This window comes from Solirubrobacter ginsenosidimutans (genome assembly GCF_027587205.1).
Map to the genome: position 1 here is coordinate 1 of NZ_JAPDOD010000104.1, position 9358 is coordinate 9358.

General features: G+C 73.2%; 5 protein-coding genes. 4 read left to right on the forward strand and 1 reads right to left on the reverse strand.

Going from position 1 to position 9358, the window contains the following annotated elements:
• Both OM076_RS44075 and OM076_RS44080 read left to right on the forward strand, forming a co-directional pair.
• Positions 1–2146: SbcC/MukB-like Walker B domain-containing protein (locus OM076_RS44075; protein WP_270046630.1), on the forward strand; the 2146-nt coding region annotated here is incomplete at its 5' end.
• Positions 2147–2174: 28 nt separating this feature from the next.
• Positions 2175–2723: a DUF1707 SHOCT-like domain-containing protein gene (locus OM076_RS44080; RefSeq protein WP_270046632.1), complete on the forward strand. Its 549-nt coding sequence runs from the start codon at positions 2175–2177 to the stop codon at positions 2721–2723.
• A gap of 129 nt (positions 2724–2852) precedes the next feature.
• Here OM076_RS44080 and OM076_RS44085 read toward each other — a convergent pair whose 3' ends face one another.
• Positions 2853–3605 (reverse strand): hypothetical protein, encoded by a 753-nt coding sequence (locus OM076_RS44085; protein ID WP_270046634.1) that lies wholly within the window; start codon positions 3603–3605, stop codon positions 2853–2855.
• Between OM076_RS44085 and recC the strand changes: the two genes are divergently transcribed.
• Together recC and OM076_RS44095 are read left to right on the forward strand one after the other, a co-directional pair.
• Complete coding sequence (gene recC / locus OM076_RS44090; protein ID WP_270046636.1) at positions 3604–6765, forward strand: exodeoxyribonuclease V subunit gamma; 3162 nt, start codon at positions 3604–3606, stop codon at positions 6763–6765. The genes OM076_RS44085 and recC overlap by 2 nt on opposite strands.
• Positions 6762–9358 (forward strand): UvrD-helicase domain-containing protein (locus OM076_RS44095; RefSeq protein ID WP_270046637.1); only part of this gene is annotated, 2597 nt, incomplete at its 3' end. The genes recC and OM076_RS44095, both read left to right, overlap by 4 nt.

Here is a 9358-nt window from a genome sequence, read left to right on the forward strand (position 1 = left end):
CGCGGATTCGCCGTCCGGCTCCGCCGCCGCGGCCGCCGCGGGCGCCGACTCGCCGTCCCGCCCCGCCGCCGACTCGTCGTCCCGGCGCGCGGCGGTGTCGCCGGCCCGGACGCTCGCGGACGTCCTGTCCGTCCCCGCCACGCTCGCGCCGGCGCTCGCCGCCGTCACGGTGGTCGAGGCCGATGCGGCCGGCGGACTCGCGGTCGGGCTCGACGGGACGTTCTCCTTCGGCCCCTTGCGTGGCCGCGGCGCGGAGGGGCCGGCGCGGTTCATCGGCGCCGCCGCCCGTCAGAACGCGCGGGACCGGCGTCTCGCGGAGATCGCCGTCGCCGCCGCGGGCGTCGATACGGAACTCGAGGCCGTCGACGCCTCCCTGGCCGAGCTCGCGCGGCGCGCGTCCTCACTCGAGGCGGAGCGTGCGACGCTGCCGACCCGCGAGGTCGACGCGGTCGTCGAGGCGTGGATCGCCTGGCGCGAGTCAGGCCGCGAGCTCGACGCCCACAAGGCGCGGCTGAGCACCCAGCGCGGCACCGCGAAGCAGGCGACCGAGCAGCTGATCGGAGCGGATGCGGCGCTCGCGCGGCACGCGTCCGACCACGGGCTGCCGCAGGTCCCGGCCGCGCTCGACGACGCGCTCGAGCAACTCGCCGAGACGCTCCCGGAGGCGCGCGCCCGCCTCGCCCTGCGCGACCGCTGGCTCTCCACCCACGCCGAACGCGAGCAACGCCACTCCCGCACGACCGCCCGCCACGAGGGCGCCGAGCAGGAAGCGACCGCCGAACGCCGGCAGGCGGAGCAGCTCGGCGCGTTCTCCGAAACGCTCGTTGCCTCGGCGGGCGCCGACCGCGACGAGGTCCTCAGCGACGCCAAGGCGCTCGACGCCGCGCTCGCCCAGCTCGCCCACCGCCGCGCCGAGCTCGACAAGGAGGCCCGCGTCGAGACGGGCAACATGGAGCGCCGGCGGGCCGAACGCGACGCCGCCGCCGCGGACCTCGAACGGCGCCTGCGCCGCCAGGACCAGCACGTCGCGCGGCTCGCGGAGCTCGACCGTGCCGGGCTGGTGTCACTCGCGTTCGACACCACCGACGCGCCCGCGGCCTGGGACGCCAAGCGCATCGCGGCGGTCTGGCGCGAGCGCCAGTCGGATCTCTCGAGTGTCATCGAGGTCACCGCGACCGCGATCTACCGCGAGTTCGACGCGCTGCGCGCCACGCTCGATGCCTCGCTCGGCGTCGAGGCGATGCTCGAGCCGATCGGCGACGTCCCACTCGTCACCGCCGCCTACGGCGGTGCCCACGTCCCGATCCTCGAAGCGACACGCGAGCTCGCCTCCGAGCTCGAACGCCAGCAGGACACCCTGGCCGGCCGCGAGCAGGAGCTCTTCGAGGAGTTCCTGTTCGGCGACGTCGCCAACGAGCTGCGCTCGCGGATCTCCGACGCGGGGGAGATCGCCCGCGCCGCGTCGGACAAGATCGCCGGTGTGCGCACCAGCTCGGGCGTCGGCGTGGATCTGCAATGGGAGATCCGGCCCGACCTCGACGCGTCGGTCCGAGCGGTGATCGGCCTGCTGAAGCGCTCCGATCCGCGCGCCCTGCCCATCGACCAGCGCGAGACGCTGATGGACTTCTTCCGCCAGCGGCTCGCCGAGGCGCGGGCGGGCGAGGAACAGGCGACGCTGGTCGAGCACCTCCAGTTCACGCTCGACTACCGGCAGTGGTTCCGCTTCCGGATCTTCCAGATCAAGGACGGCGATCGGACCGAGCTCACCCGCCGCGCGCACAGCCGCGACTCCGGCGGCGAGAAGTCCGTCACGCTGCACCTCCCGCTGCTCGCCGCGTACCACGCGCTGCTCACCGGCGCCGCGCGCCACGCGCCGCGGCTGGTCGCCCTCGACGAGGCGTTCGCCGGCATCGACCGTTCCGGCCAGCAGCAGCTCCTCGAGGTCCTCGACGACAAGTTCGACATGGACTTCATGCTCACCTCGGAGAAGCTGTGGTGCTTCGAACCGCAGGTCCACCGGCTCGGCGTCTACCAGCTGCGCCGCTTCGACGGCGCGCCCGTCGCCGCCGTGCACTGGCGCTGGTGGGGCGACGAGCGGCGTAAGGAGATGGTCGGAGCGACCGACGCGATCGCCGAGGCGAGCTAACTCATCTTCGCCCTTTACCGTGAGTGACATGGGGGATTTGGATGTGCGGGCGTCCGACGCCGAGCGCGAGGCGACGGTCGGGCGGCTGAACGTCGCGGTGGGCGAGGGGCGCTTGTCGTTGGACGAGTTCAGCACGCGGCTGGACGGCGCCTACGCGGCGACCACCCGCGGCGAGCTCGAACCGCTCGTGGCCGACCTGCCCGCGGGCGGCGGCGGCGCACCGCCCGCGGCTCCCGCGAGCGGCAAGGAATGGCACGTCACACCGCTCGGCGGCATGCGCCGCGAGGGCGCGTGGCGCATGCCGGCGTCGACGGTCGCGGTGACGCTGATCGGCGGCGCGAAGCTGGACCTGCGCGACGCGGAGCTCGCCGCCCCCGTCGTGACGGTCACCAAGGTCTCGCTGATCGGTGGGATGCGGGTGACCGTCCCGCCCGGCGTGCGGGTCGAGGTCTCCGGCTTCAGCCTGATCGGCGGCAAGCGCGTCAGCGACACGCCGGCACCGGCGGGCGCGCCGACGTTGCGGATCCGCGGCTTCGGTCTGATCGGCGGCATCCGGGTCCGGAGCTCGCGCGACTAGCTCGGCGGACTCGCGACATCCGAACTCGATGTCGTTGGCGTGCTCACGCGGGGGTGGCCCGTCTAACTCTCGCGGAGCGATACCAATCCGGGGCACCCCCCGCGCTCTCCGTCGAATGTCACGTCGCGCCTAGGCCTCGGGATCGTCGATCGGCTTGTTCATCCCGCTCGGCACCCCGCAGTCGCCATCGCCCTCGCCGTTGATCGGGGCGCTCGGAGGCACCACGCAGAACCTGGTGGCAATGGGCAGATAGGTCCGGTACTCGGTGCCGTCGACGGTGTACTCGACCGCGACGGCGTCGGCCTCGTAGTTTCCGATCTGCTTCGCGCGCAGCCTGAACACGAGCTCGACGCCGCGTTTCCAGCCGCGTCGTGACGCCGGCGCGACGGTGAAGCCGGCCACCGGGTATAGGTCGTCGAATTCCTTCGACGGCCATTCGTGCGTGTACGAGGTGCCGCTGAACGTCCGCTTTGATCCGGCGACCTGCGCGGCGATCACTTCCAGCCCGGCGCTGGGCGCGACGAGCCGGATTCGCTTGAGGATCGCCGGCTTGTCGCCCGTGTTGACGACGATCGGGTGGCCGAAGCCGAAGTCGCCGGGGTGCTCCCACGCGGTGATGCCGATCGAGCCGCTCTCGTCCGGGGCCAGCGGACCCGGCGAGGGCGAACCGTCACGGAACAACAGCCACCACGCGGCGGTGCCGACGATGACCAGCGCCGCCGCCGCGACGAGGCCGCGCCGGAGCAGCGATGGCTTGGCCCGGCCGTCCTCGATCGTCACCCGCGCATCGTAGGGCCGTTGCTCCAGACTGCGAGGCACACCACCCGCTGAAATTCGTTTGTCAGGTTCCGGAACCCGCGAACGACTCAGCGAACAGACCATGCTCCACGTCCACCGATCCGACCGTGCCGACGGGCTCATCGAGGCCCTGCGCGACCTGCTGGCCGAGCCGCCGGCCGATCCGTTCGCGCCTGAGCTCATCTCCGTCCCTACGCGTGGGATGGAGCGGTGGCTCACCCAACGGCTCTCATCCCATCTCGGCATCTGCGCGAACGTGGAGTTCCCGTTTCCCCGCCGGCTGACCGGCGACGCGGTCGCCGCCGCGTCCGGGATCGATCCGGAGACGGACCCGTGGCTGCCGGACCGGCTCGTGTGGCCGCTGCTGGAGCTCGTCGACGAGGCGCGCGAGGAGGCGTGGCTGGCGCCGCACCTGCCGTCCGGCCAGGAGCGCCGGTTCGCGGCGGTGCGCCACCTCGCGCAGCTGTTCGACCGCTACGCGCTGCATCGTCCCGCGGTGCTGGCGGGCTCGCATTGGCAGGGCGAGCTGTGGCGGCGGCTGGTCGCCCGCATCGCCGAGGCCGATCCCGCGGCGCGGATGCAGAGCGCCTGCGCGCGGTTGCGGACGGCGCCCGAGCTCGCGTCGCTCCCCGAGCGCTTCTCGCTGTTCGGGCTCACCCGGCTGCCGGCGGGCCAGCTCGAGGTGCTGCGCGCGCTGGCGGAGCACCGCGACGCGCACCTGTTCCTCCTACACCCGTCGCCGGCGCTGTGGGAGCGCATCGCCGCCGAAGGCGTCCACGTCGTGCGCCGGGTCGGGGACCCGACGGCGCGGATGGCCCGCAACCGCCTGCTCGCCTCCTGGGGGCAGGACGTGCGGGAGCTCCAGTTGGTCCTCGGCCCGGACGTCGTAACCCACGAGCACCCGGTCTCCCATCGCACCGGCACGATGCTCACGCGCGTGCAGGCTGCGGTGCGCGAGGACCGGGCGCCCGACCCGGGGCCCGCGGATCGCAGCATCGAGGTGCACGCGTGTCATGGTCGGGCGCGCCAGGTCGAGGTCGTCCGCGACGCGATCCTGCACCTGCTGGAGGAGGATCCGTCGCTCGAGCCCCGCGACGTGATCGTGATGTGCCCGGACATCGAAACGTTCGCGCCGCAGATCCAGGCGACGTTCGGGGCGGGTGAGATCGAGGACGATGATGAGCCGCGCGACCGGTTGCCGGACCTGCGCGTACGACTCGCCGATCGCTCGCTGCGCCAGACCAACCCGGTCCTCGGCGTCGTGGCACAGCTGCTGGAGCTCGGCTCGCAACGGCTGACGGCGTCGCAGGTGCTCGATCTCGCCGATCGCGAGCCGGTGCGGCGCCGCTTCCGGCTGGACGATGACGCGATGGCGCGGCTGGAGGACTGGGTGTCGGAGAGCGGCGTCCGGTGGGGGCTGGACGCGGAGCATCGCGCGCCGTTCAAGCTCTCGGCGTTGACGGCCGGGACCTGGCGGGCCGGGCTCGATCGCGTGCTCGTGGGCGTGACGATGAACGAGGACGAGCGGCGGCTGTTCGAGGGCGTGCTGCCGTTGGATGACGTCGACAGCGGGGCGATCGATCTCGCGGGGCGGCTCGCGGAGCTGCTCGACCGGCTGGCGGCGGCCGTGGACTCGCTGCGCGGTCCGTTGCGCGTTCCGGAGTGGGCGTCCGCGCTGGCGGCGGCAGCGGACGGGCTGACCTCGCCGGAGGAGCCGTGGCAGCGGTCGGAGTTGCAGCGGCTGCTCAATGACGTCGTCGACGAGGCGTCGGGGCACGACGCAGAACTCGAGCTGGAAGAGGTGCGCGCGTTGCTGGCCGAGCGGCTCCAGGGCCGCCCGACCCGTGCCAACTTCCGCACCGGTCATCTGACCATCTGCACGCTGGTGCCGATGCGGTCGGTGCCACATCGCGTCGTCTGCCTGCTGGGTCTGGACGACGGCACGTTCCCTCGCAAGGCGCCGCGCGACGGCGACGACCTGCTGCTGCGCGACCCGCACGTCGGCGATCGCGACTCGCGCACCGAGGACCGGCAGCTGCTCCTCGACGCGCTGATGGCCGCCACCGACCGGCTGATCATCACCTACACGGGCAACGACGAGCGCACGAACGTCGCGCGGCCGCCGGCGGTGCCGGTGGGCGAGTTGCTGGACGTGGTCGGCCGCGACGTGGTGGTGCAGCATCCGCTGCAGCCGTTCGACCCGCGCAACTTCGCGCGCGGGGCATTGGTCCCGGGCAAGCCCTGGAGCTTTGACCGCGTGACGTTGGATGGCGCGCGCGCCCTCGCAGGCGTGCGTGTGGCACCGCCGGCGTTCCTCGCCGATCCGCTCCCGCCGCGGCCGCCCGCCCCGCTGGCGCTGGCCGACCTCGTGCGCTTCGCCGAGCATCCGGTCCGGGCCTTCCTGCGCCAGCGCCTCGGCATCAGCGTCGGGGACTACTCCGACGAGGTGGAGGACGCGCTGCCGGTCGAGCTCGACGCGCTGGAGAAGTGGGGCGTCGGCCAGCGGCTGCTCGACGCCGTGATGGACGGGACCGAGGGGCGGACGGCGATCCTGGCCGAGATCGCCGCCGGCAAGCTTCCTCCGGGACAGCTCGGCCGCCCGGTCGTGCAGGCGATCTGGCAGGGCGTGGACGAGATCGCCGGCCAAGCGCGAGCGTTGATCGCGGGGGAGGCCGAGTCGGTCGATGTCAAGGTCGACGTCGGCGGGCGGCGGCTCACCGGCACGGTTCCCGGCGTGCGCGGAGAACTGCTGACCCACGTCACGTACTCGAAGCTCAATCCCCGGCATCGCCTGGGTGCGTGGGTGCGGCTGTTGGCCCTGTGCGCCGCGGGTGGGGCGTACTCAGCCACGACGATCGGGCGGGCGAGCGGGGCGTACGGGCAGGTGACGGTGGCGCGCGTGCCGTCCCTGTCGGCCACCGACGCTCTCGAGGAGCTCTCGGTGCTGATCGACCTGTACGACCGTGGGATGCGCGAGCCGCTGCCACTCGCGTGCCGGACGTCGGCGGCGTTCGCCGCGGGCGGCAACCCACGCGGGGAATGGGAGTCCGACCGCTTCCCGAAGGAGGACCGCGACGCCGAGCACGAGCTCGTCTACGGCACGAGTCTTGCCTTCGCGGAGCTGATGGCGCCCGCGCCGCGGGCCGACGAGCGCTGGGATCCGGTCGAGCGAACACGCTTCGGCCAGTACGCGCTGCGGCTGTGGCGAGGCCTGCTCGCGCGCGAGGTGGTCAGCGACGCATGAGCCGCGCGTTCGACATCTGCGGGCCGCTCCCGTCTGGCATCACGGTGCTCGAGGCCAGCGCGGGCACCGGCAAGACGTACACGATCGCGGCGCTGGCGGCGCGCTACGTCGCGGAGGGCACGCCGCTCGATCAGCTCCTGCTCGTGACGTTCACGCGCATGGCGACGGGCGAGCTGCGCGATCGGGTGCGCGAGCGCCTGGTCTCGGCCGAGCGCGAACTCGGGCTCGGGGTGGCATCCGACGACGTCGTGCGCTGGCTGGGGGCGGCGTCGCCGGACGTGGTGGCCGAGCGCCGTGAGCGACTGGTGCGCGCGCTGGCCGGCTTCGACGCGGCGACGATCGCCACCACCCACGGGTTCTGTCAGGAGGTGTTGAGTGGCATCGGCGTGGCGGGTGACATGGAGCCCGGCGCGGAAGTCGTCGAGGACGTGGGTGACCTGCTCGGCGAGGTGGTCGACGACCTCTACGTCCGCAAGTACATGGACACCGGGGATCCGGAGATCACCCGCGCCGAGGCGATGCAGATCGCGCGCGAGGTCGACAAGAACCCGGGTTCGCCGATCGAGCCGCGTGCCGCCGACGGCGTGCCGGCGCTGCGCGCGAGCCTGGCCCGCAACGTCCGCGCCGAGCTCGAGCGCCGCAAGCGCGCGCTGTCGGTGATCACCTATGACGATCTGCTGACGCGCCTGCGGGACGAGCTGACGGGCCGCCGCGAGGCGCTGTCGGTCGCGCGGCTGCGCGAGCGCTACCGCGTCGTGCTGGTCGACGAGTTCCAGGACACCGACCCGATCCAGTGGGAGATCCTCCAGCGCGCGTTCTCGGGCGGCGGCGTCACGCTCGTGCTGATCGGCGATCCGAAACAGGCGATCTATGCCTTCCGCGGTGCGGACGTCTACTCGTACCTGGACGCGAAGAAGGCCTCGGGGGAGACCGCGACGCTCGAGGTCAACCGCCGCAGCGACCAGCGCCTGATCGACGCTTACGACGCGATGTTCGGCGGCGCCAAGCTCGGGCATCCGGAGATCGTGTACGGGCGGGTGCGGGCAGGTGGCACGCGTGAGCCGTTCCCGATCGCGGGCGCGCCGCTGCGGGTGCGTGTGGTGGATCGCACCGACCCGACGATCGAGAAGACCCGCCAGGGGTACGCGGGCCTGAACTCGGCGCGCAGGTTCGTCGCGAGCGATCTCGCGGCCGACCTCGTGCGCGTCCTCGGCCCCTCGACGGTCCTGCCCGGCGACGTCGCCGTGCTCGTGCGCTACAACCGCCATGCGGTGCTCGTCCGCGACGCGCTCGACGACGTCGGGATCCCGTCGGTGATCAACGGCGCGGGGAGCGTGTTCGCGACCCCGGCGGCGCGTGAGTGGCTGCGGCTGCTCGAAGCCCTGGAGCGCCCGGCCTCGCCCGTGCGGGCCCGCGCCGCGACGATGACGTCGTTCCTCGGCTGGAGCGCCGAGCGGGTGGCCGCCGCGGACGATGACGAGTGGGAGGAGGTCCACCGCCGCCTGCACACGTGGGCCGCGGTACTGCGCCGGCGCGGCCTCGCCTCGCTGACGGAGACGATCACGCTGGTCGAGCGGATCCCGGGCCGCGTCCTGGGCGTCGTCGACGGCGAGCGTCGCCTGACCGATCTCCGCCACGTCGGCCAGTTGCTGCACGGCGCCGCGTCGGCGGACAAGCTCGGCACCGCGGCCCTGACGGTGTGGCTTCGCCAGCGGATCGCGACCGCCGAGACCGAAGGCGACGAAGAACGCTCGCGCCGTCTGGAATCCGACGCGGCCGCGGTACAGGTGCTAACCATCCACCGCTCCAAGGGCCTCGAGTTCCCGGTCGTCTACGTCCCGTACCTCTGGGAGCCGACGTGGGTGGACGACAAGCCGACCCCGATCGTCTATCACGACCGCGACGCCGGGTTCCGTCGCACGATCGACGTCGGTCTCAGCGGCGCCGACTACAAGCGCCACAAGGACTGGCACATCGAGGAGCAGCGCGGTGAGGACCTGCGCCTGGCCTACGTGGCGTTGACCCGCGCGAAGCACCAGGCCGTGATCTGGTGGGCGGCGTCTTGGAACTCCAAGGACTCGGCGCTGTCGCGCCTGCTCTTCGCCCGCGACGCGGACGGCAACGTCGCGTCCGGCGGGCCGCGCCCACCGGCCGACGACGTCGCGCTCGCCCGGTTCCGCGAGCTGGCGGGTGCGGCCGAGGGGTGCGTGAGCGTCGAACCGACGGGTCGCCTCGGGCTGCCGGTCGCGTGGGCGGGCGGCGTGCGCGAACCCGCGGACCTCTCCGCGGCGGTCTTCGACCGCACCCTGGACCGCGACTGGCGCCGCACCTCCTACAGCGACATGACCGCCGGCGCCCACGAAGCCCGCGTGACCAGCGAACCCGAAGAAGCCGTCACCTCCGACGAACCCGAGGACGACGACCTCCGCCCGTCCTTCGCCCCGCCGCCCACGGCATCGCCCGCCCCCGGCGCGCCTTCCGCGCCAGTCGACTCGCCGCGCCCGCCCGCGGCCTCGCCGCCCGCGCCCGCCGATCCGCCGCTCGCCACGCCGTTCGCGCCCGTCGACTCGCCGCGCCCGCCTGCGGCCTCGCC

Coding starts and splice junctions, on each gene's coding strand:
- OM076_RS44080 (WP_270046632.1), top strand. CDS start 2,175: ATGGGGGATTTGGATGTGCGGGCGTCCGACGCCGAGCGCGAGGCGACG.
- recC (WP_270046636.1), top strand. CDS start 3,604: ATGCTCCACGTCCACCGATCCGACCGTGCCGACGGGCTCATCGAGGCC.
- OM076_RS44085 (WP_270046634.1), bottom strand. CDS start 3,605: ATGGTCTGTTCGCTGAGTCGTTCGCGGGTTCCGGAACCTGACAAACGA.